The sequence below is a fragment of the Mucilaginibacter phyllosphaerae genome (assembly GCF_004378255.1).
Taxonomy (GTDB): Bacteria; Bacteroidota; Bacteroidia; order Sphingobacteriales; family Sphingobacteriaceae; genus Mucilaginibacter; species Mucilaginibacter phyllosphaerae.
In genome coordinates this window covers 170,397-197,158 of the sequence record NZ_SNQG01000003.1, presented here as the reverse complement: position 1 = coordinate 197,158, position 26,762 = coordinate 170,397, and the positions used below count along the sequence as shown (strand labels likewise).

General features: G+C 42.8%; 23 protein-coding genes. 7 read left to right on the top strand and 16 right to left on the bottom strand.

Annotated elements, in window-relative coordinates; all coding sequences use genetic code 11:
- Nucleotides 1-12 precede the first annotated feature (12 nt).
- Nucleotides 13-1,239, top strand: a complete 1,227-nt coding sequence (locus E2R65_RS09065) for an alanine dehydrogenase (RefSeq protein ID WP_134336175.1) — start codon at nucleotides 13-15, stop codon at nucleotides 1,237-1,239.
- 85 nt (nucleotides 1,240-1,324) lie between these two features.
- Here the strand turns inward: E2R65_RS09065 and E2R65_RS09060 are convergent, their stop codons facing one another.
- Complete coding sequence (locus E2R65_RS09060; protein ID WP_158285244.1) at nucleotides 1,325-1,918, bottom strand: phosphoglycerate mutase family protein; 594 nt, start codon at nucleotides 1,916-1,918, stop codon at nucleotides 1,325-1,327.
- 68 nt (nucleotides 1,919-1,986) lie between these two features.
- On the opposite strand from E2R65_RS09060, the gene E2R65_RS09055 reads away from it, so the two are divergent.
- From E2R65_RS09055 to E2R65_RS09045, 3 genes are all read left to right on the top strand, one after another.
- The gene (locus E2R65_RS09055) at nucleotides 1,987-2,991 is read left to right on the top strand and encodes a YihY/virulence factor BrkB family protein (RefSeq protein ID WP_134336173.1); all 1,005 of its coding nucleotides are present in this window, start codon (nucleotides 1,987-1,989) and stop codon (nucleotides 2,989-2,991) included.
- Nucleotides 2,992-3,227: 236 nt separating this feature from the next.
- Nucleotides 3,228-4,316 carry a PDZ domain-containing protein gene (locus E2R65_RS09050; RefSeq protein ID WP_134336172.1) on the top strand — a complete coding sequence of 363 codons (1,089 nt, stop codon included), beginning with the start codon at nucleotides 3,228-3,230 and terminating at the stop codon, nucleotides 4,314-4,316.
- 88 nt (nucleotides 4,317-4,404) lie between these two features.
- Nucleotides 4,405-7,023, top strand: a complete 2,619-nt coding sequence (locus E2R65_RS09045; RefSeq protein ID WP_229704628.1) for a zinc-dependent metalloprotease — start codon at nucleotides 4,405-4,407, stop codon at nucleotides 7,021-7,023.
- A gap of 56 nt (nucleotides 7,024-7,079) precedes the next feature.
- Here the strand turns inward: E2R65_RS09045 and E2R65_RS09040 are convergent, their stop codons facing one another.
- On the bottom strand, nucleotides 7,080-7,352 hold the full coding sequence (locus E2R65_RS09040) for a hypothetical protein (RefSeq protein WP_134336171.1): 273 nt from the start codon (nucleotides 7,350-7,352) through the stop codon (nucleotides 7,080-7,082).
- A gap of 203 nt (nucleotides 7,353-7,555) precedes the next feature.
- On the opposite strand from E2R65_RS09040, the gene E2R65_RS19900 reads away from it, so the two are divergent.
- Nucleotides 7,556-8,566, top strand: coding sequence for a collagen-like domain-containing protein (locus E2R65_RS19900; RefSeq protein ID WP_134336170.1), 1,011 nt, complete (start codon nucleotides 7,556-7,558; stop codon nucleotides 8,564-8,566).
- A gap of 221 nt (nucleotides 8,567-8,787) precedes the next feature.
- The gene (locus E2R65_RS09030) at nucleotides 8,788-11,775 is read left to right on the top strand and encodes an outer membrane beta-barrel protein (RefSeq protein WP_134336169.1); all 2,988 of its coding nucleotides are present in this window, start codon (nucleotides 8,788-8,790) and stop codon (nucleotides 11,773-11,775) included.
- 64 nt (nucleotides 11,776-11,839) lie between these two features.
- Here the strand turns inward: E2R65_RS09030 and E2R65_RS09025 are convergent, their stop codons facing one another.
- The 7 genes from E2R65_RS09025 to E2R65_RS08995 all read right to left on the bottom strand — a co-directional run bounded on the left by E2R65_RS09025 (nucleotide 11,840) and on the right by E2R65_RS08995 (nucleotide 20,000).
- The gene (locus tag E2R65_RS09025) at nucleotides 11,840-12,214 is read right to left on the bottom strand and encodes a response regulator (protein WP_134336168.1); all 375 of its coding nucleotides are present in this window, start codon (nucleotides 12,212-12,214) and stop codon (nucleotides 11,840-11,842) included.
- A gap of 75 nt (nucleotides 12,215-12,289) precedes the next feature.
- Nucleotides 12,290-13,831 carry a YifB family Mg chelatase-like AAA ATPase gene (locus E2R65_RS09020; RefSeq protein ID WP_134336167.1) on the bottom strand — a complete coding sequence of 514 codons (1,542 nt, stop codon included), beginning with the start codon at nucleotides 13,829-13,831 and terminating at the stop codon, nucleotides 12,290-12,292.
- A 123-nt stretch (nucleotides 13,832-13,954) separates the two neighbouring features.
- Complete coding sequence (locus E2R65_RS09015) at nucleotides 13,955-14,332, bottom strand: hypothetical protein (RefSeq protein ID WP_134336166.1); 378 nt, start codon at nucleotides 14,330-14,332, stop codon at nucleotides 13,955-13,957.
- A gap of 212 nt (nucleotides 14,333-14,544) precedes the next feature.
- Complete coding sequence (locus E2R65_RS09010) at nucleotides 14,545-14,922, bottom strand: hypothetical protein (RefSeq protein ID WP_134336165.1); 378 nt, start codon at nucleotides 14,920-14,922, stop codon at nucleotides 14,545-14,547.
- A gap of 156 nt (nucleotides 14,923-15,078) precedes the next feature.
- Nucleotides 15,079-16,686 (bottom strand): M1 family metallopeptidase, encoded by a 1,608-nt coding sequence (locus E2R65_RS09005; protein WP_134336164.1) that lies wholly within the window; start codon nucleotides 16,684-16,686, stop codon nucleotides 15,079-15,081.
- Between the two features lie 61 nt (nucleotides 16,687-16,747).
- Nucleotides 16,748-17,488 carry an energy transducer TonB gene (locus E2R65_RS09000; RefSeq protein WP_134336163.1) on the bottom strand — a complete coding sequence of 247 codons (741 nt, stop codon included), beginning with the start codon at nucleotides 17,486-17,488 and terminating at the stop codon, nucleotides 16,748-16,750.
- A gap of 55 nt (nucleotides 17,489-17,543) precedes the next feature.
- A complete protein-coding gene (locus E2R65_RS08995) occupies nucleotides 17,544-20,000 on the bottom strand; it encodes a DUF5916 domain-containing protein (protein WP_134336162.1) in 2,457 nt (818 codons plus the stop codon).
- A gap of 166 nt (nucleotides 20,001-20,166) precedes the next feature.
- On the opposite strand from E2R65_RS08995, the gene ffh reads away from it, so the two are divergent.
- Entirely contained in the window at nucleotides 20,167-21,495 is a 1,329-nt protein-coding gene (gene ffh / locus E2R65_RS08990; protein WP_134336161.1) for a signal recognition particle protein, read from the top strand.
- Between the two features lie 116 nt (nucleotides 21,496-21,611).
- On the opposite strand, the gene E2R65_RS08985 is transcribed toward ffh, so the two are convergent.
- The 7 genes from E2R65_RS08985 to dinD form a co-directional block, all read right to left on the bottom strand.
- A complete protein-coding gene (locus E2R65_RS08985) occupies nucleotides 21,612-22,631 on the bottom strand; it encodes a DUF3078 domain-containing protein (protein WP_134336160.1) in 1,020 nt (339 codons plus the stop codon).
- Nucleotides 22,632-22,674: 43 nt separating this feature from the next.
- Nucleotides 22,675-22,998 carry a hypothetical protein gene (locus E2R65_RS08980; protein WP_134336159.1) on the bottom strand — a complete coding sequence of 108 codons (324 nt, stop codon included), beginning with the start codon at nucleotides 22,996-22,998 and terminating at the stop codon, nucleotides 22,675-22,677.
- Nucleotides 22,983-23,732, bottom strand: a complete 750-nt coding sequence (locus E2R65_RS08975; RefSeq protein WP_134336158.1) for a peptidase associated/transthyretin-like domain-containing protein — start codon at nucleotides 23,730-23,732, stop codon at nucleotides 22,983-22,985. Before E2R65_RS08975 ends, E2R65_RS08980 begins: the two co-directional genes overlap by 16 nt.
- Before the next feature lie 62 nt (nucleotides 23,733-23,794).
- The gene (locus E2R65_RS08970) at nucleotides 23,795-24,622 is read right to left on the bottom strand and encodes a glucosaminidase domain-containing protein (RefSeq protein ID WP_134336157.1); all 828 of its coding nucleotides are present in this window, start codon (nucleotides 24,620-24,622) and stop codon (nucleotides 23,795-23,797) included.
- A 44-nt stretch (nucleotides 24,623-24,666) separates the two neighbouring features.
- Nucleotides 24,667-25,233 (bottom strand): glucosaminidase domain-containing protein, encoded by a 567-nt coding sequence (locus E2R65_RS08965; protein ID WP_134336156.1) that lies wholly within the window; start codon nucleotides 25,231-25,233, stop codon nucleotides 24,667-24,669.
- A gap of 2 nt (nucleotides 25,234-25,235) precedes the next feature.
- Nucleotides 25,236-25,874, bottom strand: coding sequence for an O-methyltransferase (locus tag E2R65_RS08960; protein ID WP_134336155.1), 639 nt, complete (start codon nucleotides 25,872-25,874; stop codon nucleotides 25,236-25,238).
- Nucleotides 25,875-25,945: 71 nt separating this feature from the next.
- Complete coding sequence (gene dinD / locus E2R65_RS08955) at nucleotides 25,946-26,755, bottom strand: DNA damage-inducible protein D (protein ID WP_134336154.1); 810 nt, start codon at nucleotides 26,753-26,755, stop codon at nucleotides 25,946-25,948.
- Nucleotides 26,756-26,762: the final 7 nt, after the last annotated feature.

Here is a 26,762-nt window from a genome sequence, read left to right as displayed (position 1 = left end):
CAATTATATATCATGAGCACAGGGAAATACAGCGGGTTTTCAGACGTTGCCAGGCAGGCAATGATGCAGCCCCAGGAGTCGATGCTGGAGGTTAAGAGTAAAAAAGACAAGCTTTATATTGGCATCCCAAAAGAGGTTTCCTTCCAGGAGAACCGCATCCCGCTCACCCCGCTTTCGGTTGCTTTACTAATAAACAACGGCCACAGCGTAATGCTGGAAAGCAACGCCGGCCAGGCCGCTAATTTTACCGACAATAACTATAGCGAACAGGGCGCAGAAATTGTTTACGATACCAAAAAAGTTTACGAAGCCGATATCATCATTAAAATTGCACCGCCAACCAAAGAAGAGATTGAGCTGATGAAACCCGGGCAGCTGCTGATATCTGCCCTGCAGCTCTCAACCTTAAAGGCCGATTGCCTGCATGCGCTGATGAAAAAAAAGATAACGGCCTTGTGTTTTGAGCATCTGGAGGATGAAGGCGGTTCGCTTACCGTGGTGCGCGCCATGAGCGAAATTGTAGGCGCTACATCCGTGCTTATTGCCGCAGAATACCTGAGCAATATTTTTGATGGCAAAGGCCTGATGCTGGGAGGCATAACCGGTGTGCCGCCAACAGAAATTGTAATATTGGGCGCAGGCACCGTAGGCGAGTATGCTGCGCGTACAGCTATCTCATTAGGCGCCCAGGTAAAGGTTTTCGACCCATCCATCTACAAGCTTCGCCGTTTGCAAAACAACATTGGCACCCGTGTATTTACATCGGTTGTGCAGCCCATTGTTTTAGAGAAGGCCATCACTACCTGCGATGTGGCCATAGGCGCCATAAGGGCCGAAGATGGCCGGAGCCCGCAGATCGTATCCGAAGCTACCGTTAGCAAAATGAAGCCTAACTCGGTAATTATTGATGTGAGTATAGATCAGGGCGGCTGTTTTGAAACATCAGAAGTTACCAACCATACGCACCCGGTTTTTCGCAAGTACGATGTAATCCATTACTGTGTGCCCAACATTGCATCGCGCGTGGCACGCACGGCCACTTATGCTCTTACCAATATATTTGCGCCTATATTGTTGGATATTGGTGAAATGGGTGGGCTGAAAAATGTGATCTGGCAAAAGGCAGGCATCCGCAAATCGGTATATATATACCAGGGCCACCTCACCAGCAAGCACATGGGCGAGCGCTTTAACATCCCTTGTAAAGACCTCGATCTGCTGGTGGTATCCAATCATTAGGTGAATCAGGATGATAAGAATCAAGAAAACAAAACTAACTGAGATCTCTTTTCCTGATTCTTGATTTCCTTCTTCTTGCTTCTGCTTAATAATTCGTGAACGGCCGTACAGCCTCGGGGTGGTTTATTTCGGGCTGGTATTTTTCGGGTATTTCATTGGTGTGGTGTTTATCGCCATAATAATCAATGGCCAGCTGCACATCCCCATTCTCTTTGATGGTTACTTTAAACAGCATATCGTAATCCTCTTCGTCCAGTTCGGCAAAAGGGGTATCGGCGCCAAAAGCCTCTAATAGCTTCATAATGGTGTTAGAGTGTCCAACAATCAAAACATTATCACCCCTAAAATTTTTAATAATGGTTTTGGCAAACACTTTAAGCGCGGTATCAACATAAACACGTGGTAATATTTTGGCTTTATATGCCAGGGGCCGGGCGGTTAAGCCAGTGCGTTTATATTTAGTTATATATATAGCTTTAATGTGTTGGCCTTTTAGTTCTTTAGCTAAAGCCTGGGCGCGTTTAGTGCCGGCCTCGCTCAAAACCGGGTCGTCTGCTTTCGGCAGCGACACCACTTTTTCGGCATGCCTAACAATGTATATGTTGGTTTTTTGAGCTAAGGCACTAAAATTGCTTATTAAAAAACAAATAAACAATAACTTAAAAAAGTTAGGGGGCATCTTTATAATTCTCATGGTGTTAACTGCTTTTAACTACAAGGTACTAACAAATATATTTGATTTTTGATATGAAGTTTTTTAGCAAAGAATATTTAAAGCAATTCTGGAAGGTATTGGTGGCCACGTTCAGCGGTTTTTCTGATGACAACGGATTAAAATTCAGTGCATCATTAGCATATTATACTGTTTTTTCGCTTGCCCCATTATTAATATTAATAATTTCGGTAACCGGATTGATACTTGGGCATGATGCCGCAACAGGCCGTTTATACCCCGAGATTGAACATTATGTAGGCTCAAAGGCTGCCGAACAGATCCAGGAGATGCTAAAAAGTCTGGAATTTTCGGGTAAAACGGGTTTAGCCGTAGTAATATCAATTGTTACTTTGCTGGTGGGTGCCAGCAGTATTTTTATTGAAATGCAAGATTCGCTGAATACCATATGGCGGGTAAAGGCCAAGCCTAAACGGGGCTGGGTAAAAATGCTTCAAAACAGGTTTCTATCCTTTTCGCTTATTTTAAGCTTAGGTTTTTTACTGCTGGTATCGTTAGCGGTTAATTTATTTATTAACGCTTTAAATGATCAGATCATCCGTTTCGTTCCAAGCGTTACCAAATACCTTATTCAGGGTATTAATCTTTTTGTGTCTTTTACGGTCATTTCAGTCCTGTTTGGGATCATTTTTAAGTTCTTGCCAGACGTTAAGATCAGGTGGAAAGATGTACGCTCGGGCGCTATGTTCACCGCGGTACTTTTTATGATAGGGCAATATATCATCAGCTTATACATTCAATATACCGCACAGGGTTCTACATATGGTGCGGCAGGCTCGCTCATTGTAATATTGGTTTGGATCTACTATACATCAGCCATTCTGTATATCGGGGCAGAGTTTACACAGGTATATGCCGAAGCCATAGGCAGCCACATAGAACCTGCAGAATATGCCGTGCATGTGCAGCAAACCGAGGTTGAGCGCACCGTAACCAAACTGCCGCCGCAAAACCCCGAGCTACAGGGTAATTTACGGTGCGACCCCGATGAAGATGGCAAAAAGCCCGAGGGCTGCTAACAGCCCCAAGATCTTGAATTGGAGGATAAACTCTTCTGTTATTTTTATAAAATAATAACGTAGATTTAAACTCCAATTACAACCAGGTGTTAGCCGGTAGATATAAATATCCTAAGTTTAAACACATATGGCTTACAGTCATAGTTCATTGCCTTTTTTTATCGGCGAATGCGCAATTTTTTGAAGTAGACAGCGGCCGCCGCAATGTAGATATCCCGTTTAAGATTGTGCGTAATATGATGATGATTAAACTCAACATCAATAACCGCGGGCCTTATAACTTTATTTTAGATACCGGGGTAGGCCTTATGGTAATAACAGAGCCTAAGCTGATAGATTCTATCAACGTAGTAAACCCCCGAACTATTAAACTGGCAGGGCTTGGCGAAAGCGATTCATTCGAGGCTTTTGTAACACCGCATTTAAACGTACACATACCGGGCCTTTTAAGCAGTAATATATCAGCAGCTGTTTTAAAAACCGATTATTTTAACCTGTCGGGCTACGTAGGGATGCCGGTGCACGGCCTTTTAGGTTACGAGTTTTTTAACAATCTGGCTGTTAAAATCAACTTCACCGATAGCACTATAACCGTTTGCAGCCCCAAACACCTTAAGCCTTTTAAGCGCAGCCAAAAGATCCCTATCACCATAGAAGAACAAAAGCCGTACATGAACGCTATGATTACGTTTCCGGATGGTAATCGTATTTCAAACAAATTCATCATTGACCTTGGCGCCGGGCACCCCCTTTCGCTGGAAAACTTGCCCCAAAACAATGCCTTACCCAAAAAAACCGTTAAGGCAAACCTTGGCGTTGCGCTTAATGGCCCCATTACAGGCTATGTAGGCCGTATGGCCGCTATTGAAATGGGCAAGTATAAAATAAAAAAAGTTATCACCTCTTTTCCGGATATTGACTATATAAAACGCAACTATTCGGTAAAGCGCGATGGTAATATTGGCCTGGGTATTTTAAAACGGTTTAACGTGATATTTGATTACACCAACAACCTAATGTACTTAAAAGCAAACGAGCGCTTTAATGCCCCATTTGAGCATGATATGAGCGGTATGGAATATTATACAGCCGGCGAAAACCTTAATCATTTAATAATCGGCCGCGTTGAGCCGGGGTCGCCGGCAGACATTATCGGGCTGATAAAAGATGATGAAATAACCTCTATAAACTTTAAACCGGTATCAAAAATGAGCCTCGAAGAAATTGACGCCTACTTTAAAACCACCGAACGCAGCCTGCTGCTCGAAATCTATCATGATAAAAAGTACGACAGGGTGATCATGACTTTAAAACAACGCATTTAACCCTGTTTATTCGTAACTAAATTGTTTCGTTTGCTAACTCAAAAATATATTCGATATTTTTAGCCTTTACTAATTTTAATTAAAACAAATGAATAAAACTCTGCGGGTAAACACCTACCTGGGCGTAGCGGCTATTGCCATTGCAGCCATGGCAAGTTCTTGCGCTACCAAAAAAACCACGGCCGACCGTACCCTTACGCTTAAAACAACCACTACACAAGGAGGCTCTACTGCTGTTGCAACCATCGGTGCCGGTAAAAAAGAGGGCATCAAAAAATTTAGTGACCTTGTTGGCAAAACCAAAGCAGACACCGGCCTTTTTAATACTTACAAAATAGACGGTAAATATTACTTTGAAATACCCGATAGCTTAATTAGCCGCGAAATGCTGGTGGTTACCCGTTTTGTTAAAACCCCGGCGGGGCTAAAATCTTTTGGCCAGCAATACGGCGGCGAAGAGGTTAACAACCAGGTTTGGAAGTGGGAGCGTCATGATAAGCAGGTATTCATCCGGGTGCCAAGCTATTCGGTAAAGGCCGATAGCACCAGCGATATGTACCAGTCGGTTAAAAACTCAAACCTGGATGCCATATTGGCTTCATTTGATGTTAAGGCCTACAACAAAGATACAACGGGAGTTTTGGTTGATGTTACCGACCTTTACAATGGCGATTTAGCCGCCATAGGCCTGCCCGATAATATCAAAAAAATGTACAAAATAACCGGCCTGGATAACGGCCGGTCATACATAGATACAGTAAAAAGTTTCCCGATAAATATCGAGACACGCACGCTTAAAACCTATCGTGCATCAGAATCACCTACAGACAACACCAACGGCGCATTAACCTTTGAACTGAATACATCGATGCTGTTACTGCCAAAAACACCGATGAAAGCACGTTTAAATGACGACCGCGTTGGTTATTTCGGCCAGCAACAAACAGATTATGGCACAGGCGCGCAAAAGGCAGAAGCCACCGCTTATATTCATCGCTGGAAACTGGAGCCTAAAGACGAAGCGGCATACGCCCGCGGCGAACTGGTGGAACCCAAGAAGCAAATTGTTTATTATATAGACCCCGCAACCCCAAAAAAATGGGTGCCATATCTTATTGCCGGCATCAACGATTGGAATAAGGCATTTGAAGCCGCAGGTTTTAAAAATGCCATTGTTGGTAAAGAAGCCCCAACGGCAAAGCAAGACCCGGAGTTTAGTACAGAAGATGCGCGCTATAGTGTGGTAAGATACTTTGCATCGGATGTGCAGAATGCCTATGGCCCACACATATCAGACCCGCGCACAGGCGAGATATTGGAAAGCCATGTTGGCTGGTACCACAACGTAATGATGCTTTTACGGAACTGGTTTTTTATACAAACGGCTGCAGTTAACCCCCATGTGCGCATGGCTAAATTTACCGATGCGCAAATGGGCGAGCTGATCCGTTTTGTATCATCTCATGAAATTGGCCACACCCTGGGCCTGCCGCATAACTTTGGGTCAAGCTACGCCTACCCGGTAGACTCTTTGCGTTCCAAATCATTTACCGATAAACACGGCACCGCGCCATCTATTATGGACTATGCCCGCTTTAATTATATTGCCCAGCCGGGCGATGGCGTTACACACCTTTATCCGCAAATCGGTGAGTATGATCTTTGGTCGGTTAAATGGGGCTATAGCTATTTCCCCGGTAAGAAAACCGCACAGCAGGAAAAAGAAATGTTAGATGTTTGGACCAAAGAACGCGCCGGCAACCCGCTGTACTACTACGGCAGGCAGGGCACATCCATTGATCCGCGCCTCCAAAATGAAGACCTGGGCGATAATGCCATGAAAGCAAGCACTTATGGTATTGCCAACCTGAAAAGGATCTTGCCAAATATTGAAAAATGGACCTTTCAGAAAGGGGAGGAATATGATGACCTGGTAACCTTATATAACGAAGTAATAGGCCAGTATAATCGCTACATAGGCCACGTAACCATGAATATAGGTGGCATGAGTGAAAACTTTAAAACCTATGATCAGAAAGGGGCGGTGTATAGCTTTATCGGCAAAAATTTACAGCACGATGCTGTTACCTTTTTAAATCAGCAGGTATTTACAACCCCTAAATGGCTCATTAATGCCGATGAATTAAGCAAGTTTGATAATGGTGTGGTGATTAGCCGGATAAAAGCCGTGCAGGTTAATGCTGTAGCAAATGTTTTAAATGCATCGCGCCTGGCCAGAATGTTTGATAATCAATCTAAAAATGGCGCCAAAGCCTACACCGTTACCGAATTATTTACAGATCTGCGCTCGGGCATATTTGCGTCCGGCGTTCCTGATGAATTTAAACGCAACCTGCAACGCGGGTATATTGACAGGTTAAAGAGCTTGCTGAATGAAGATGCCAGCTTTAGTTTCCCTGGTGCTACCGCTGCACAATTAGCAAATATGGGGTTAACGCCTATTAATATTGCTTTATCTGATATCAGGCCGATGGTGCGTGCCGAGCTTGCTAAAATAACCACCAGCCTGCCAAAAGGCGGTGATGCCTTAACAAGCGCCCACTATACAGATTTACGCCTGCGCATCAAAGAGGCATTATACCCAACCCGCCCTGTAGTTAATATCAACTCCGGCAGCCCTGTCGGCCGCTTTACAGATGGCACAATGCAACAAAACAATGGTTGCTGGCCGGCAACAACTTTTTAAGCTGCCCGCATTTTAAACAGCAAAGCCCTCGTATTTAGGAGGGCTTTGCTGTAATGTTATTTAAGCTGACTTATATTTTCAAAAAAAGCCGTTTGCAGATCCAGCAAAGTTTTTACACTTACTTTTTCTCCATAGGTGTCAAAGCATAAAAATTTTGCTTTCGCCGGCTCATTACCATTCCATTTCTCAAAAAAATTAAAGGTTTCAAAAAAATAATGGTTGGTGGTAACTTTGTTTTTACCGCTTATTTGTGATGTATTAAGCCTAAAGCCTATCGCATCGATCCAATGATGCACCTTGTTGTGCAAAGACCCTTTAAACTTATCCATAGGTTAAACATTTTTTTAGGTATAACGAAAGCCTGTGGTTAAAAGTTATTGTTCACCAAACAAACTTATCAACATTTGTAAAATTTACCGGTCAATACATAACACATTATTTTGAATAAAAAAAGATTTTATTCCACACCCTGTTTTTTTTGAAACCAAATGTTAATAACTCCGTACAAGACCTAACACTCACAAAAACATATATGAAAAAACACAGACTTATTTTAGCTGCTATAGCGCTTAGTTTTTTAAGCTTTGGTGCATGTAAAAAATCTACAACGCCAGGCCCGCAGGGAGTACAGGGCGAACAAGGTGAAACCGGAGCTACCGGCGCAACAGGTGCTACCGGACCACAAGGACCCGCTGGCCCTGCAGGCGGCCCGGTTGGTGCAACAGGCGCTACCGGAGCAACGGGTGCTACAGGTGCTACCGGACCACAGGGACCCGCAGGACCAAAAGGTGACACAGGCGCTACTGGCGCTGTGGGTGCTGCAGGCCCACAAGGCCCTGCAGGAGCTATTGGTGCAACAGGCGCTACCGGTGCTGTTGGCGCTGCAGGCCCACAAGGCCCTGCAGGAGCTATTGGTGCAACAGGCGCTACCGGTGCAACAGGCGCAGTGGGAGCAACAGGTGCTGCTGGTGTAGCCGGACCACAAGGCCCTGCAGGAGCAAAAGGTGATACCGGCGCTACAGGCGCAGTAGGTGCAACAGGCGCCACCGGTGCTGTTGGAGCTACTGGTGCAGTAGGTGCTATCGGCGCAACAGGTGCTACTGGCGCACAAGGGCCACAAGGCCCGGCAGGCCCGGCTGGTGCTACCGGCGCAACGGGTGCCACCGGCGCAGCCGGTAAAGACGGTAATGCCCAAGTGCAAAACTTTTTACTTACCAATAAATCGGTAACGTTAACCGGTTTTACCCGCCTTTCTATCCCTGCAATTACACAGGATATTGTTGATAAAGGTTTGATATTGGTTTATTTTAGGGTTACAGGCTCAACTACTGGTTATTATGCTCTCCCTTATGCTGAAGCAGACCGCACGTTAAGCATATCAAGCTACGGTGTAGGCTATATTGATATTAAAGCAAACTTTAGCGGAGACGGGTTAGATTTTAGGGTAGTGGTTGTGCCGGGCACATCTATATCTACCTTATCTGTTACACATCCTGGTTTAAATCTTAAAAACTACAACCAGGTAGTAAATACTTTAAGATAACCTTAAATAGCTGCACGTTAATTGTACAGCTTATTTCAAAAATCACTTCAAAGGCCTCGCAATTGCGGGGCCTTTTTGTGTTATATGTAACAATTTTATGGTGCCGATATTAAAAATGTAACAATAGTATGATTATTAAATATTTAAAGCGAATTAAGTGAACATTTGTATTCTAAATGTGTCTATAAGGGCATATATGACACCCCTGCATTTAAAAAAATATGATGAAATACCTTTATTTAATATTGGCAATGATATGCTTAGGCATTACACGCGGTAATGCACAAACCGCCCGGCAAATAAGCGGTACTGTTATCGATTCTACCCGGCTATCGTTACCCGGCAGTAATATTAAACTGCGTACAGATCTGGGAGACAGTACAATTTCTATTGCAGATGTTAATGGTAAATTCTCATTTCCATCGGTAAAGGGCACAAAAATAACCCTTACAATAAGTTCGATAGGTTATGAAGGGCTGATAAAACATTATACCCTGCCGGCAGATGGCAAAGCGGTTGTGCTTGATCCTATTGTGCTTAAATCGGCAACAAAACAGCTTGGCCAGGTAACCATTGTTGGTGTTAACCCCATCGTTTTTAAAGAAGATACCGTACAATACAGCGTGTCTGCCTACAAGGTTCGGCAGGATGCACCAATTGAAGATGTGCTTAAAAAAATACCGGGAGTTGATGTAGCAACAGACGGCACCGTGAGCTCGCAGGGAAAGCAAATAACCAAAGTTCGCGTAAATGGTAAAGACTTTTTTGGGGGCGACGTACAAAGCGCCACTAAAAATTTGCCTGCAGACGTTATAGAAAGCGTACAGATCATTGACGATTATGGCGATCAGGCAAACCTTACCGGCATTAAAACAGGCGAGCCGAACAAGATCTTAAACTTTACCATACGCAAGGATAAAAACTATGGCTATTATGGCCAGGCAACAGCCGGCGATGGCTCCGACCTGCTGCCTAAAAACCCCGGCGTTACTAATGATAACCGCTACATTGGCCTGCTAAGGTTCTTTAAATTCAACAACAACCAGCAAATCTCTGTTTTAGGCAACATCAATAACACCAATGTTAATACCTTTACTTATGGCTCGCCAACCGGGGGAGCAACAGGCGGCGGCGGTTTTGGAGGCGGTGGCGGCGGTGGCCGGGGCAATGCCCTGCGTGGCAGCGGCAGCGGCTCTACAACCAATGCCAACGGGATAACCAACGCGCGGTCTATAGGCGTTAACTATGCCGATCAGTGGGGTAAAACTTTATCCGTTTACGGTACCTACAGCTTTACAGACAACACGATATTTACCAACTCATCCTCGTTACAAACCAATACCGTTTCTGTTCAGAATGCGGCTGGCCAAACAGTAACATCAACCAATACAAGCAACCAGTTAAGCCGCGAAACCAATAACCCTACCAATCACCGCTTCAGCTTTAACCTGGAATGGAAGCCGGATACCTTAAACTATTTAAAGGCTACCCCCACCTTCAACTATTCGGGCAGTAATGTAAGCAGCGTGGATGATGTAACATCGGCCAGAAATAGTGTTACCAACCTGGCGTACACTTCAAATTCGGTAAGCACTACATCATCTCCAAGCTATGGGGTTACGGGCTTTTACAATCATCGTTTTAAACACAGTAAACGTAATTTAAATATCGGGTTTAACGCTAACATTGGCATAAACAACCAGTATGATAACCCGATATATAAATATACTGCCGGCACCCCAACGGCGCCGCTAAACCAGGTAATTTATACCGATGGCCGCACTAATACTTATGGCCTAAACCTGTCCTACCAGGAACCCATAGGCAAGGTGTCTTTCTTGGAATTTAATTATGCCTTTAACCATAATTATAACACCAGCGATAAAGAAACCGATGTACTGTTTGAATCCAACCCCGATTTTTATTATAAATACGATTTATTAAGCAACAATTATAAATACACTTTTACAACCAACCGCTTTGGCCTTAATTACCGTATCATCGAAAAGAAATACAATTTAACCTTAGGCGTTGGCGCACAACCCGCATCACTTAACGGAACCAACCTGTTAAATAACGTATCTACCAGCGTATCTACATTTAATGTAATACCTGCAGCCAGCTTTAATTATAACTTCAGCCGGAGCCAGTCTTTGCGCTTTAATTATAACGGGCAAAGCAACCAGCCGTCATTTAACCAGCTACAGCCCGTTATTGATTTTTCTAATGCCTTATACCCGGTACAGGGTAACCCCAATTTAAAGCCCGAATTTACCAACAACCTGTCGGCACGTTATAATATGTTCAGCTTTCAAACAGGTAACATTTTTCTGATCGGTTTAAACTACTCGCAAACGTCAAATAAAATCGTTCAGAACATCGTTACTTATCCAACCAGGTTTACAGATGCTACGCTGGCACAAAATCCGGATCTGAAAAACCTGCAAAACACCAACCTGATTAAATATTTAAATACCGATGGCTATTACACCGCAGGGGCAAATTTTATGTACTCGAAACCATGGAGCGAACGTAAATACACCATAATATTTGGCGGGCAGGTTAATTATACCAACAATATAGGCTTTTCGCAAAATGTAGATTCGCTTAACAATATTACCGCTGCAAATAAAAACATTGCTAAAACCTTTACTGTTGCGCCTCAATTACGTTTCAGGGTAAATGTTACCGATATTATAGATGCAGAGGCATTTGCCCGGTACTCTTTAAACAAAAGTACCAATACGTTAAGCACCGCATTTAACCAAAACACCAACATTAACTCGGTAGATTTGGGGATAAACGGTAAAAACTATGTTTGGAAAGACTGGACCTTTAGTTACGATTATACCAAAACGCTAAATTACGGATACACTATAGCCGTTAAAAACCCCAACATATTAAACGCCTATGTAGAACGCCGTTTCCTGAAGGATAACCGCGGCACCCTGCGTTTTGCAGCATATGATTTATTTAATGAGAACACCGGCTTTTCTGTTGTAAATAACGGTAGCACTGTTACCCAAAGTAATGTTAATAGACTTGGCAGATACTACCTGGTTACCTTTACCTTCCGCCTGTCTAAATTCTCGGGTAAGGCGCCTGCCAGCGACCCCGGCAGGGCAGGCGGCCGTGGCGAAAGGCCAAGTGGTGGAGACAGGCCGGGCGGCGGCATGGGTGGCCCCCCTCCGGGCGGCGGGCCGCTATAAACCGGTTTAAACAAAAAACCCATCCGTTGCTTACGGATGGGTTTTTTGTTTAAAATATCTTTATTTAGTTATGTGTAATTACTGAATTGATAACCTTTTCAAGCTCATCCAGATCAAAGGGCTTGGCCAGATAGGTTTCTGCCCCCGCATGGTCGGCCAGTAATTGTATATCGCTGTTGGCAGAAAAATATACCACCGGTATCGCTTTTAAAGCCTCATCCTTCTTAAGAGTTTGGGTTGCAATAATTCCCCCGGCATCCGGTATCCAGTTGTCCATTAATATCACATCAGGTACAATTCCTGCAACCTTTTCGGTAATATCATTACAGTCTGTATAAGTAAAAACTTCCCAGCCCTGTTCCTCTAATATATAGCTACAGATAGATAGAATATCCTCATCATCGTCAAAAATGATGATCTTTTTTGTTTTATCGTTCATGGGTAATGTAGAGGGGTGAAGCTATAAATAAGTTTTAAAAAAAGCAAATTTTTTAATTAGAGATATAGCAGCGGCTTAACCCGCCCAACCCTCTCTGTCCAGGCTTCTAAAATGGATAGCTTCTGCCAGATGCTCTAACAAAATTTCTTCTGTCCCGGCAAGGTCGGCAATTGTGCGGGCCACTTTCAGTATCCTGTCATAAGCCCGTGCAGATAGCCCCAGCTTTTCCATCGCTTTTTTTAACAGGGTTTGCCCTGCGGTATTTATCTTACAAACGTCGCGCACCATTTGCGGGCTCATTTGTGCATTGGCATGCAGGTCGGGCTTGTTACCAAAGCGTTCCATTTGTATCTCTCGGGCTTTAATTACCCGTTCGCGAATCGGGTCGCTCTTCTCTGCTAACCTGTCTGACGATAATTCACTAAAATTTACCGGTGTAACCTCTACATGCAGGTCGATCCGGTCTAACAGCGGGCCGGAAATTTTGCTTAAGTATTTTTGAACCGTCCCCGGCGGGCAGATACATTCTTTCTCGGGATGATTGTAGTACCCGCAGGGACAGGGGTTCATGCTGGCTATCAGCATAAAGCTGCTGGGATAATCAACCGTAAACTTGGCCCGCGATATGGTTACGCGCCTTTCTTCTAACGGCTGGCGCATTACTTCAAGGGCGCTGCGCTTAAACTCGGGCAGTTCGTCTAAAAACAACACACCGTTATGCGCCAGCGAAATTTCGCCGGGCTGCGGGTTGCTGCCACCGCCAACTAAAGCCACATCGCTAATGGTATGGTGGGGCGACCGGAACGGCCTTGTGGTTACCAGTGCATCAGCAGTAGACAGCTTACCTGCTACAGAATGGATCTTGGTGGTCTCTAATGATTCATACAGGCTTAATGGCGGCAGTATAGACGGCAGCCTGCGCGCTAGCATGGTTTTACCTGCCCCGGGCGGGCCAATCAATATTACATTGTGGCCGCCAGCCGCAGCTATTTCTAATGCGCGTTTGATGTTTTCCTGGCCTCGCACATCGCTAAAATCGCTGTCATAAGCGGTTAGGCTGTTAAAAAATTCATCCCTGGTATTTACCACTTCGGGCTGTAAAGCAACATCGCCGTTAAAAAAATCTACTACCTGTTTGATATTCTCTACGCCGTAAACTTCCAGGTTATCTACAATGGCGGCTTCGCGGGCATTTTGCTTTGGCAGAATAAACCCTTTGTAGCCTTCTTTACGGGCTTGTATGGCAATAGGCAAGGCCCCCTTTATGGGCTGCAAACCACCATCTAAAGACAGTTCGCCCATGATCAGGTATTTCTCTAACTCTTCTGATTGGATCTGCCCCGAAGCGGAAAGTATCCCAACGGCAATTGTAAGGTCATAGGCAGACCCTTCCTTGCGGATATCTGCCGGGGCCATGTTAACCACAATACGCTGCCGCGGCATACGGTAGCCGTTTGTTTGCAATGCGGTTTCTACCCGTTGCATGGATTCCCTTACCGCATTATCTGGCAGGCCAACAATAAAATAGGCCAGTTTGCCCCCGCTGATATTCACTTCAACTGTTATGGTAATAGCCTGAATACCATAAACCGCACTTCCAAAGGTCTTAACTAACACGTGATAGGAATTTGTTGGCGAAAGATATAGAATTTATTTGAGGGGATAACAGAATATGTCAGTAGAAATATCCCCCTGCCAAAGTGTGTTGACAGGGGGATACAACAGGCCAAAATTTTAAAATTAAAATAATATGTTCATAGAAGTGCCGGACGAGCCATCGGCACAAATAGGCGTTACGCTAAACCTGCCGCCACCGCTTTTGTAAGATATAGATACCGGTGGAGAATAAGTACTTCCAGAAAATGTACCCCCAGCCTGGTAATAACCACCATAGTTAAAATGATCGACAGGCTGACTATTTGTTGTCCAGGTAAAAGTAGTGCCGGAATTACTTATCCCTGTTATAACACAGGAGCAGGCAAACTTTTTGGCTTTTACGTTCCCTGTTTTTTTTGCCGGCAGCGGGGTTGCCTTTTTATTTACCTTAATTATTGTAAATGATAATAAACCGGTTAATAATATACCGGCAATAAGCGAATAAATTAAATTCTTTTTCATAAATAATTGGTTTTAATTGGTAAGTAAGTGGTTTATTGGCTTTTGGCTTGTTACCTAAAGTTAATATTATTAATTAATATATATATCAATAAATCAGGGCAAAAATTCTAATAGTTAAAACATTGCCAATTGATCGCATACATGCCATATAACAAGCCACAAAAAAACCCGCATCGGGTATGATACGGGTTTTTATATAGCATATAAAATATCTATCTGATAAAGCATAAGCCGCAGGCAAACACCACATTCACCAGCAATACTACCGAAAATATATTTTTATTATGTACGCTAATGGTAGCCAGGCGCGTGTTCAATTGTTTAAACATCCTGTTATTTAGCAGTATAAAATGGTTGATCAGTAAAAATCCAACCGCGCCAAACAGTATAGCAACATAGGTTGATGTGTTTATGGTTAGCCATTGTGCATTAACCATTAGTTTTGTAATCAGCATAGCGTTTGTTAGCACTACAACCAGCAAAAAGCTAACATTAAACAACGATTTAAACTGGGGCAATGTGCCCTGCCCAAAATGCTTGAAACTCCACCTGTAAAACATTACATAAATGGCTTGATAGGCTTTTGTCATGATGTTAATAATTAAGTGAACTAATGCGGTTAATTTTATGAATCAATTATACGAAAAACATTTAAATAAAGTATATTGTTTTGTAAAAATTTATTTTACAAAATTTTATTAGGCCAATAGGCTTTTTTGTAACGATTAAACTATTATGCCTGCCTGTTATTCGACCGTTTTTTGGTCAGAAGGTTTATTATTGATGTTAAATATTGCCAGCAGGTTTACATTGGGGTCTATCTTAATTTCGGGGTAGGCCGAGTTAACTGGTATAGTGATGCTGGTAGATACCTCTTTTATATTTACAAAGGCCTGCTTGCCATCTATCTGATATTCCAGCGCAAATTGGTAGGGGTTTTCCTGCATTTGTTTAATGTGCATTACAACCGTATTGCTTTTTTGCTGATACTCCCAGGTTATTTTTAGATCAGGATGGCCGGCAGTACGCAGCCATTGCTTAAAAAACGGTTTAAGATCTTGCCCGCAGGCTTTTTCCATTACCAAGCAAAAGTCATCTGTGTTGGCATTGCTGCCGTTATATTGTTTATAATATGCGGCTATCCCTTTCCAAAAAGCGGCATCCCCGATTTTACGGCGAAGCATATGCAGCACCCATCCGCCTTTTTGATATGCATTGGTGTTGAGTATGTTTAGCATTGGCCCTTTATACGCCGAATCTACCACCGGGGTTTTATATCTTTTTTCGAAATTAAATATTGCATCCCTATCAATAGCAAGGCGGGTTTTTAAAGTATCGGGGCCATAGGTACCTTCCATGTATAAATTAGTCATATAAGTGGCAAACCCTTCGCTTAACCAAACATGCCACCAGCTTTTTTCGCTGATAGCGTCGCCAAACCACTGGTGCGCAATTTCATGAGCCATTAATGGTTCAATGCCTTTACTGTCATTTACCGATCTTTCATAATAGAATATAGCCCCGGCATTTTCCATACCACCAAACATGGTTTTAGACTGCACATTAGCCAACTTTTTATACGGAAAAGCGCCTATATGCTTTACAAACCAAGGCAAAATTTTAGTAGCAACCGCATAATTTTTAAGGCCATTCTCCTTATCCTCAGGGAAAACATAACTATACACCGGCGTACCATCCGGGTTACCGGGGTTGGCCACCGTAAAATCGGCAACGCCAATAACCATAACCTTGGTTGGCAGTTTAGCGGCCTCGCTCCACTGGGTAAGCTTTTTATTACCCGGCAGGGGCTTTTCAAGCACCTTTAAGCCATTACCCACTACGGTATATTTTGCCGGGGCCGTTACCAGGAATTCAACAGAAGCTTTATCAGCAGGGTTGTCTACACAAGGCAACCAGTAATGCGCCCTTATTGCCCAGTTATCGCCAAAAAAGGTACGGTGATTGTACTGGTTGGTTGAAATAATCAAACCATCTGTTGGTATCCCCCGGTAAATTATTGTATAATGATGTACAGACCCTGCAGCAGCTTTGGTATTAATGATCAGCCTATCGCTATCCTGCATAAACTTTACAGAAACTCCGTTATCCTTCAGCACAGATACCAGCATACCCTTACCGGCGGTGTTCTTTTTATACAGATCGAGCGTTAGTTTGGTAGATGCTTTTAAAAACCTGGCTCTAATAGTAGCCTGCCCCTTTATCGTATCATCTGCATCGTTTAAAGTGATGGCAAAACGATAATGCTGTACATCAACATTAGCACCCGGTGCCTGCCCCCTGGCATATAAGCAAATTAATGGTGCAAATAATAATAAGTATAATTTTTTACGCATAAGGTATAATATTATAAAATTATGTTTATGGTTTAACCCGCAAGCAATGTAATGCTGATAATTAATTCGCTAAAGTGAAGTTAACCGGCATATCGTATTCTACCTTAACCGGCACACCATTTAATATACCCGGCAACCAATCACCATAGATTAATTTAACGGCACGTAAAGCCTCTTCATCACACCCGGAACCAACAAATTGTTTAACGCGATAACCGGTAACTATACCATCCTGGTTAATGGTTATACCTATTATTACCTTGCCTTTTACATTGTTTTCGCGTGCTATGGCGGGGTATTTAATATTCTGTACATAGCTCTTTATTATCGCTCCTTCGCCTCCCAAAAATATAGGCGGGTGCTCTAATTTTTGTTTCGTAATACCTTCGTTCGTAATAACGTCATAAAGCGCATCCTTTTCCTTATCGTTTTGTTTAAGATAAATAAGCCTGCCGCTTGTAAAATCATACTCTGCCTTCATCTCCTTATCAAAGCCATACATTTTCCAGATACCCACACGCTTGCCTTCTTTAAAAGAACCCTCAGCAGATATTTTGCCCTGATAACCATAAAAAATCCATAAACTATCCCTTAAGTTGTTTTTATAAAAGCCATCGCAAATTACAGAATTATTGTAGGCATTTGTGGCCTTGTAGCCTCCATCCTTTATTTCGGGGTTAGCCTTTAAAACCGTGTACGTTTCTTTTATATTAAGTTCGGGGTTAATGCTTTTTATTGTTTTGGTTTGAGCGAGCAATCCGGCACAAAAACAGGTCAGGACAAAGGTTAAGCATACTTTCATACCGGTAAATATATTGCTTGTTTTTTATATTATACCCCTTGGGTTAAAGTAAGTATTACCCTTTATGATGCTTTCTTAAACTTTGAAAATCTACGTAATAAAGTACCTTAACAGATAGGTTGTTGTTTTGCGGCAGGTTGTAGGTATCCTTAAAGTTATGATAATAGTTCTGGTTGCCTTCGTTAGTGTAGCTCTGTGCAGATTGCTTCCAGGCAAGGCTGATCTCGCTGCCCGGCGAGAATTGCCAAACATAGATCATATCAATATTCCAGGTGTTAAAGTTGCGGTCAACATTATGGTCAAAATCTGCAGTTACCAAATTAGCCAATGCACCGTTTGGGGCCAGGTCAAAAAACTGTTTGTTGTTTACCTTGCTCCAGTAATGCCTTAACCTAAAAGTTAGGCCCATGATGTTGGTGAATGTGTATTTTACATTAAAAATGTTTTGTACCGTCTGTTCGTTACGCAAGGCAAATATTGGTGTGGTATTATCATTAGCGATTGTAGCAAAACCGGTGTAGTTTATTCGCGGACTAACCATAAAATCGCCCCCTACAGAAAACTTGTTGCTTACCCTGTAATTGTAAAACAATTCTACATCGGTGCCTTTGCCATCATAGCGGTTAAGCCATTTATTTGAATAAAATACTCCTACAGAAAATGGCTTGGCTTCGTTAGTTTGCAGGTTTAAGTTAAATATAAAGGTTTCGGGCGTTTTAAATACACGGCCGGGTACGCGCGGCTCATAAAAATCGTTCCCGCTTAGGCGGATGTGCCCGTTAAAGTTGGCGTACCAAAAGTTTTTAAAGTTAGCCTCGGCGCCAAAGTTTTGGTTAAAATACTGATAGCTGTATGGCGATACCCGGTAAGATGAGTAGGTGTTTGTCCATAGGCTCCACTTGGTAAAAAGGTGCCTGGGCTTATAATTAGCCAGCGACAGGTTAATGTTATGATCCAGGTAGTTGTTATTAAACAAAATGCCCAGGTCGTTAGGGTCGTACTTTTTATCTACCCGGTCTTGCGATACGCTCCAGGTAAAATTACCCAGCGTTTTACCAAAAGTAAGGTTGTAATTATAGCCGGTAACCGTTTGCTCCGCCTTATAAAACTTATTGCTCATTAACCCATAGCCAGATAAATTATACGAATTCTTTTTGTTATTAAGGTTAAAAACAAAGCCCCCTACATCGGCAGAGTAATCTTTACCAAAACGGTTAACATTGGTGTTAATGAGCGTCACCGACGAGTTATACTTGAGGTTTTGATCCAGCACCAAAATATTATAGTTGGTCAGCGGGCTGGTTTCTACCTGACGCTGTTTACCTACCGAATCTTCTATAGTTGCATAGGCCGTATTGGTAACCCCATTAAAAAGCCCGATACCCAACCCTTTTGACGTACGGCCCGATAGCTTAAACGCATTAATAAGTTTAGTTTCGGTAGGGTTGCTCACAACCGTTTCGCCGGGTTGTAGGTTGTTGTAGGCATCATTATAATTAATGGGCTGCCCGCCAACCCGGCGCGTGTAAAACAAGTTACCTTTATTAAACAGCTCGGTACCTTCGGTAAAAAAGGGCCGGTTCTCGTTATATTTTACCTCAAATGGTGTAAGATTTAGTATTTTATTATCTGATTGCACCTGGCCAAAATCGGGTATTAGGGTAAGGTCAAGTGTAAAGCTTTCGTTTATGCCGTACTTAACATCCATACCGCCGTTAACAGATGCTTTAGTATTTGGAACGCCCGCTGTGTTGTATGGGTAATGGTTTACATAGGTAGAAAAATAAGGAAAAAAGGCCAGGCGAACGGGTGGCGCTATTTTCTCTATCCCTGTGAGGATGCCTTCCTGGTTTATAAAACCATTTTGCTTTGGGTCAAGCTCGTTCCAAAAAAGCTGCTGCTGGGTGTTCTGCCGTTTGCGGATGATGTTCATCCCCCAGGTTTGGATATCCTTTTTAGCAAAGCGCAGGGCAGAGTAGGGCACTTTTATTTCGGCTGTCCAACCCTGGCTGTCAATTTTTACCTTGCTTATCCATACAGCATTCCAGGTAGGGTCTTCGGAGTTACCTTCGGCATTTGGCAGCGCATATTTAGCATCAAACTGCCCGTTGGTAGCGGTTACAAAAAAGCCGGATGCGTTTATTCCGTCTTTGTAGGTGTCAAATATCACCCCAATAAAATCTGCGTTGCCCACCTGATCGCGCGTGGCAAATTCGCGGGCAATTTTGGCCGGGTCTTTTTCATACATCCGGGCGCCAATGTAAATGGCTTCGTTATCATAAATTATTTTTACTTCCGTGCGTTCTGCGGTGGTTTCATGCGTACCGGCATTGGGGCGCAACTGCACAAAATCCGTTGCGACGGGTACATTCAGCCAGGCAGCGTCATCAAGTTCGCCATCAATTTTGGGGGCTGCCTGCGTTTTTACAGCAACCAGTGTTTTCTTGTCTTTTTGCGAAAAGGCATTTAATGTTATAGCAAACAACAATATGGCAAGTAAAAAAACTCTCATTCAGGCTGGTTAATAGTTTTCATAAGATGCGCCAGGCGTAAAAACGTTACAAGTTTTTTTGTTAATTATTAACGGCTAAATGTTAAATACCGAATTGTGTAATGATTATTAAGGCGAATTGCTTCAAAATCTTAACTTTGTATCCTCAAAAATTAGGAATTAAATAATGTTTGAAAATTTATCGGATAAACTCGACAGGGCGTTTAAAGTACTGAAGGGTCAGGGATCAATTACGGAGATAAACGTGGCCGAAACCATGAAAGAGATACGCAAAGCTCTTTTGGATGCCGACGTTAACTATAAAACAGCCAAAACCTTTACAGATGATGTAAGGACAAAGGCATTAGGCGAAAACGTATTAACCTCCATTTCGCCGGGCCAGCTTTTAACCAAGTTGATGAACGACGAGCTTACCGCACTGATGGGCGGCACCACCGCCGAGCTGGACCTTAAGCCATCGCCAACCATTATCCTGATAGCGGGTTTGAACGGTGCAGGTAAAACAACCTTTACCGGTAAACTGGCCAATTACCTAAAAACCCAAAAAGGCAAAAAACCGTTATTGGTAGCCGATGATATTTATCGCCCGGCGGCCATTACCCAATTACAGGTTTTAGGCGAGCAGGTGGGCATACCAGTTTACGCCAACCCGGAATCTAAAGACCCGATTGCTATTGCCCGCGAAGGCATTGCACAGGCTAAACAGAATGGCAACAATGTGGTAATTATTGATACCGCCGGCCGTTTATCTATTGATGAAGCCATGATGGTGGAGATTGAGCAGGTTAAAGCTGCCGTTAACCCACACGAGATTTTGTTTGTGGTTGACGCCATGACCGGGCAGGATGCCGTGAATACCGCTAAGGTATTTAATGATCGCCTTGACTTTACCGGTGTTGTATTAACCAAACTGGATGGCGATACCCGCGGTGGTGCAGCGCTATCCATTAAATCGGTTGTTAACAAGCCGATCAAGTTTATTGGTACCGGCGAAAAAATGGAAGCGCTTGACGTTTTCCACCCGGACCGTATGGCATCCCGTATCCTGGGAATGGGTGACGTAGTATCGTTGGTTGAGCGCGCGCAGCAACAGTTTGATGAAAAAGAGGCTGCCGAACTTCAAAAAAAGATCCGTAAAAATAAATTCGACTTTAACGATTTTTACAGCCAGATACAGCAGATCAAAAAAATGGGTAACATGAAAGATCTGATGGGGATGATACCGGGTGTTGGCAAAATGATGAAGGACGTAGAAGTAAGCGATGATGCCTTTAAAGGCATCGAAGCCATTATCCAATCTATGACACCGAAGGAGAAAGAAAACCCCGACCTGATCAACCCAAGCCGCCGTAACCGTATAGCCAAAGGCTCTGGTACCGATCTGCAAGAGGTTAACCGCCTGATGAAGCAGTTTGAAGACATGCGTAAGGTAATGAAACAAATGAGCAACCCGGCAGCTATGGCTAACATGATGCGCCGGATGCCAAAAATGTAAATTCGCGTTGCTCAAAACAATGAAAAAACCCGACAGAGATGCCGGGATTTTTTATTGATTCTATTATCACGTCATTGCGGTACGAAGCAATGACGCGTTTATTTGGTGCATAATAATTACGGGAATTTATATAAGATCCCTAATGATAATCCCTCGGTACCCTGCACATCATTAATGCCGGTATTTTTATCAAACAGCAATGTGCCGTTGATAGATACATTTATCAACCGGTTAACCTTGGCAGCAAGCACGGCATCTAAACGGTGGCGGGTATAGCTAATTGGCTGCCCGTAGGGTATAAACATTTCATAACGTGATGTTAGGTGCATGTTTTTGGCAATGTCTTTATCAAAGATTCCTACAATCTGGAACGCGATATCGTTGCGTACGCTTTTATTATTTGCGGTATCTACACCATAACTTTGTGTTTTACGCACCACGTCATCCAGCACAAAGGTTTGGCGGGCGGTACCCGTACCTAATCGCAGATCGAAATAGGTAGTTGGCTTATATTCAAAACCCACAGACTCGGTTAAGTAACCCGGCGCCATAAAGTTCGAGATCAGCACAGGGGGCAAAACATTACTGGCATCGTATTGGTACCCTTTGTCAAACTGAGATTCGAAACTTAACGAGCCGAAGAAAAACCAGTGTTTAGACATCTGGGTGGCTATTTTATTATCCCAAAAAATACGGTCGTTTGTTTTACGCGACGACTGCCCCTTGTTTTTTGATTTACCATACTGCAGGTTAAGCTCTGATACAAAGCTAAACGGCGCTTTGTTGTATTCTGTACGGTATATAAAGGTAGACCCAAGTGCGATAGAAGAAACGCCCCCCGCTGCATAATTATTACTAAACGCCGCCTGGTTAAAATTTAAGCCAAATGTTACAAACTTACGCCAGTAACTAATCTTATAATCCAGCATGGTAACCGGTATCAGTTCCTGCTGTATCTGTATAGGGGTAGGTGGCACCGGTATGGCATTCTTTTTAGTTTGAATGCGGTACTTATTAAGCAGATTGGTATCTATTTTAACCGTATCCTTTTTTAGGGTATCAGTAGTTTGTGCATTTGCCGACAATGCAATCGAGAACGACAGTAAGAAAATAAGCCTGATACTGGTTTTCAACATATTCGCAAATAAAACGCAAAAATCTGTTATTTCATTGTATTAATTAAAAATACATTATCCAATTATACCATTTTCTGCTTTTAAGATAATTCAGGTTGGTTTCGCGGGCGTATGCCTCACGCTCAAAAACAATGTTAAGATATGCTTTTTGATGGTTGCGGTATATAGCCAGGTTTATCAAATAATTTAACAGGTATAAAATATAAAAAGGTATTACCAGCAATTCTGCCTGTTGCCTTAAATGGATCCTTTCGTGGTTAATTAAAACCGCATCAGCCAGCAATGCCTGGTGGCTGATGAGTATAAACGGATACAGCGCCATGCCGCTCACTTTTAAAAACGGCGTTACTATTATTCGTTTTCCCATTTAACTTGTGGCAGGGGGGCAAGTTCATACGCTTTAGGGTGGCGCAGGTAGCGTGTTAAATTCTTTCTGATGTAATCTATAAATTCATAATCGCCGGCTGTGGTAACCAGGTAGTAACCCGGGCGGTATTTTTGCATAAAATCGGTTAATTTAGGTTCCTCTAAATGGGTAACCCCCTGCACAAAGGCTTTGTTGAAACGATAATCGATGATAGACTGCCGATACTCTGCATCAATAATATCCCTCAGTTTGGCCGCATTACGGCCACTTTTGCTAAAGGCGTTATACAGCGCATCTATACCAAAGCCTACACCGCCGCTGCCTACACTTAACAGGTCGGCATTGTTTAACGATCCGTAAATTTTGCTGTATTCGCGCTGTGTATTTGCCAGGCGCCTTTGCGGGCTTAACATACTGTCCCTTATGGTTACTTCGCGCAGGGCTATGGCGTTGGGCTTTAAATAAATGGCCAGCGGCTGGTAGCTTTTTACCTTAATGGTATCGCTGTAATGGTCGGCCTTGCTAAAAACAAGTACATCGCCCGGGCCGGCTACAATTGTAAATTCACCCTGAAAGTTGTTATATACCGATTTACCCGATGTGATATTCTGCACGTTAACCTTTGCAACGCGGGCTTTGCTCTCTTTATCAAACACAATGCCGGTAAACTGCTTTTGCTGGGCAAAAACAGTTGTGCCAAGTACACTAAAAAAAAGAACAAGCCATAACTTCATTATAAAGTTTAAAGCTACATAATTATGGGGGGTAATGTTATTCTTTAACAATCTTTAACGCACTATTTCACTACAACAAGTTTCTGCCCAAGCTTAATACCATAGTCAGATAACTTATTAAGCGCTTTTAATTCATCAACAGTGATACCAAAACGTTTAGAAATATTGTATAGTGTATCGCCTTGTTTTACGGTGTAAATTTTATCATCAGGCGGGGTTTTGGAGATGCTGTCCTGCGGGGTATTAATATTGTCGTTAATCTGGGCTAACACCCGGTCTTCGCGTTTTATTTTAGCCAGTTCGCCTTCGGGCCGGTCATATTGGTCAAGCTGGTATTTGGTAATAATGTTTAGCAGCAGTTGGGGGTATTTGGGGTTGGTTGCATAACCGCAGGCTTTTAGGCCATATGCCCAGCCGTTAAAATCATTTTTATCCAGCTCAAACAGCCTGGCGTAATTCTTTTTCTTTAAAAATTCGGAGTGGTCACGAAAAGACTCCTCGGGGTTATTATAAACCCTAAAACAATCGTTCTCGTTATCATCATTTTTATAATAGCTTTCGCCGGCCCAGGTACTGCCGCATTTAATCCCAAAGTGGTTATTGGCAACCTTGGCCAGTTCGCTGTTGCCGCTGCCGCTTTCAAACAGCCCCTGCGCCAGGGTAATACTTGCCGGTATGCCGTAAGTATTCATTTCCTGAATGGCAATGGCCTTAAAGCGTTCGATATACTCCAGTGAGGATAGATCACGGTGCTGATCTATCAGCTGGCGGTTGCGTTTTTGTATAGCCTTATTATTTTTGCGGGCTTTGCTGCTGCTAATGGTGCTCTTGTGGGCCGAGCACGAGGTAAACAAAAGTACAGCAACTAATAATGTATATATCCTACGCATGTAGTTTTAGCTTTTATCAGCCAAACTTAAGGTTTAAAATACAATTATCTGTTGTTTTCGGCCAATTCGGCTTTCTGCGGATCTGCTGTTTCCTCAGATACGGCATCGTCATCCAGCTCGTTCAGGTCGTATTTGCTGATGATGCCTAAAACCTGTGCCGACCATTTTTTGCTGCTGGCGTAGCCGCTGCGCTGGATACCTTTTGCCCATCCTTTATAATCATACTGCGTAAGTTTATCTGCCAGGTGGCTAAATTGTTTACGCTCCGTCATGATACGGGCAAAGTCTTTAAAAGAATCCATTACGTTGTCATAGCGCTTATAAGATGAGCGTACTTTTTTGTTGTGTTTATAATAAACTACAGATCCTCCACCTTTTACTCCAAACTGGTTGTTCAGGTTTTGGGCAATTGCACTCTTGCCGCTGGCGCTTTCGTGCATAGCCACACCTAAAATGATGCTTGCAGGCACACCTGTTTCGTGCATAATACGAATGGCATTATCTTTGAACTTCTCGATGTATGATTGTGCTGCGCTTTGTGCCGATACGGCTGATGTAGAAGCAATGAAAACGGAAACTGAAAGCAGTGTAATAGTTAAGAGTTTCTTCATAATTATTTTTTTCTGATGATCAATATGCCATCGCGTACAGGTAGAATTAGTTTTTCAACCTGTGTGTTAACAGCTATTCGTTCATTTAGTTTGCGAATGTTTACGGTATCGGCGTCGTTATGGTTGCCAAACACCTTCCCTTTCCACAAAACGTTATCAATTATTATTAAGCCTCCTGGCCTTACTTTATCTAATATTAACTCAAAGTACCTAAAATTATTTCGTTTATCCGCATCAATAAACACTATGTCGATGTTATTTAACTCTAAATCAGCCATTACAGCCTCTGCAGGGCCAATATGAAGTCTGATTTTTTTATCCACATTTGTTGATTTAAAATGTGAATTAAGCATTTCTTCCAATTCGCTATTAGCCTCAATAGTATGCAAAACGCCTTCTTCTGCCAATCCCTCTGCCAGGCAAACGGCCGAGTAACCGGTATAAGTACCTATTTCTAAAATAAGCTTTGGCTGGATCATTTTACTGAGCATACTCAGCAACCGGCCCTGGTAATGCCCGGATAGCATGTGCGGTTTAAGCACCTTCAGGTAAGTTTCCCGGTTTATTTGTTGCAACGCCTCGGGCTCCGGGTCGCAATGGCTATCAAGGTAAGCCTGCAAGGCCGGATCAAGGATTTCCATAGGGGCAAAGGTACGGAAATAATTTTAACGAGATTTTTGGCTGTCTAATAATCTATTTAAACAGTAAAATCTCATTCGAATTTATTGCCCGAATCAAGCTTTTTAATACTGTCTTCTGCTGGTAAATCTTCGGGCATGGTCCCGCCTAATTCTTTAATCGTTTGCCTTACTTTTTTCCCAACCTCATAATGCGTTTTATTCGCATTGCTTTTCCCCTTAACCTTATCTCTCTTCAATTTTTCTTCTGTCTGCGTGGCTCGGAATAAATTAGCAGCTAATTCAGTGCTGCCCATGTGGTCTAAAATATTTTGCCCTTTTTTTAAATCTTTCTTTTTATGTATTTCCTTTGCTCCTAATCCATCGTATAATCCCATATATCCATGGTTTTGAAAAATCGCGTATTCAACCGGTTTAATTACACCAGCATCGCGTGCGGCATCAGCTAAGTGCTTATTGTGCTCGGCCATTTCTTTTCTCAAGTAAAGACGCTTTTCTTCTTCACTTTTTAGCTGCTCAAAGCCTTGTTCTAAAATTTCTTGCTTACGAGTTTGAATAGCAAAATATGTTTGCCCCTGTGCTACAACCTCTTTAGCGGGGTCTGCATTTTGAATAATTAAGTAACAAGCATATCTTGTTAGATGCAAATCTCCTATATCCCGTTTAGCTCCAGAACCTATTTCAACCATTCTCTCCACCCGGGGAAAATGGTCGTTTTCATCCTGGCCTGAATTTTTACAGGCTTCTTTTGCTTTTTCAATTACATTAAGAAACTTGTCCCATTTCAAATATCCTAATATTTTAAATAACTCTCTTCCACTCCAGTACTCTTGACCAATGCTGTTTAAATGCTTAATCTCCTCGAATAGATTTTTCTTTTCCATAAAGTAA